We start from the raw sequence: 1,393 nt of genomic DNA on the forward strand, positions 1-1,393 counted from the left end.
TAAAGGCTGCCGTCAGAAACATTGAGCAAGCTGCGAGGATCTAACACCACTGATCTCACGCGTCTAAACAAGCCCCAGCGCGCGAATGCAGCACGGCTATTAGAGATAGAATCACGATTCATCAGGGCTCAGTAAACCGTCTGATGGCGTTAGTTACCATCTAGCGTATTTGATAACAGATGGGGATTTAAATACACAACGTGTGTGTTGTTACCATGGTTACAGTAGATACGGTTTTCGATCTCCTCAGTAATGAACGGCGGAGATACGCTCTCTACTATCTACACGAGCAAAGCGGCCCAGTATCAATTGATGAACTCGTTGAAACTGTTCGAACCTGGGAAAATGATCCACCAACACAGAACGCTCTGGAGGAGGTTGATGCCCTAAAGGTCGAACTCCAGCACCACCACCTCCCGAAAACGGCTGAGGTTGAATTCGTTCAGTACCAGCCCGAGCAAGGAGTTATCCAAGTGGAGGGAACCTCCCCAGAGATTGACGCACTCGTTACGATCGCCAGAGTAATCGAGCAACCAGAAGATGGCTAATTACTCCGATTTTGCTTGGCAAGATACGTTCTCGTAGTGCCCGAGATGCGTTGATTACCATGATGGTTAGTACGTACTGGACACAGCTGCTGGCTCGGTACCAAAACGCAGAACTCAACGGACACGCCATGCTGAATCCATCCTCTGGGCCGTGTTTAGATGCGGCGGCAATCGGCTCTCACGCGTTGTTCTTTACATACAAAACTGGCTCGTGAGGCGGTCACCACCGTATTCTGGTTAGACGAAAGGACTCCTGACTCGTCCATTCAGGGGCGTCTAACCACGGCCCATTCTCTGTGTTCAGCACGCGGTTCTTGACAGCTATCGGTGGGTTCGAGTGCTGCTATGTTGCCAACTCATCCTGTACTTGTCGAATCGGAATCGGACATCGAACCAGTAACTTCCCGATCAGTCTCGAGAGAGTGGTTGTAACCTCCTAACAGTCGTCACTCGAGAAGTCGATAGATCCGGTCCCGACTCGTCCCATCTGCGATGATGAGGTTGTAGTGGACCATCTTCGTCAGGTAGTTCCGCACTGTCCGATCGGATTTCGGCTCCTCGACGCGCTCTCGATACGCGTCGTAGAGTTTGCTCGGCTCAATCTCGCCGTGGTCTTCGATAATCCGGTAGAGGACGCGTTGGTGATGAATGAGCGTCTCGATGCTCTTCTGTCGGACTTCCTCACGACCGGCGGGAATTGCGGTGTCGATTTGCTCATCAGTAATCTGCTCATCACCAGCCTGATCAGCGCTCCGCAGAATACTGAGTCCGATTCGCGCATCACCCGCTGCAGCATCCGCAATACGCCGAAGTTGCACGTCCCGGATTGCGTTCTCGACGAGCCC

1 protein-coding gene and 1 pseudogene are annotated in these 1,393 nt (G+C 52.3%); one reads left to right on the top strand and one right to left on the bottom strand.

The features are described 5' to 3' along the window. Positions 1-215 precede the first annotated feature (215 nt). Positions 216-548, top strand: coding sequence for a DUF7344 domain-containing protein (locus CV102_RS25655; protein WP_148860827.1), 333 nt, complete (start codon positions 216-218; stop codon positions 546-548). Positions 549-994: 446 nt separating this feature from the next. On the opposite strand, the pseudogene CV102_RS25660 reads toward CV102_RS25655, so the two are convergent. Next, positions 995-1,393 (bottom strand): annotated as a pseudogene (locus tag CV102_RS25660) (AAA family ATPase); the annotation flags it as partial.

Origin of the sequence: Natronococcus pandeyae (assembly GCF_008122205.1) — an archaeon.
Classification (GTDB): Archaea; Halobacteriota; Halobacteria; order Halobacteriales; family Natrialbaceae; genus Natronococcus; species Natronococcus pandeyae.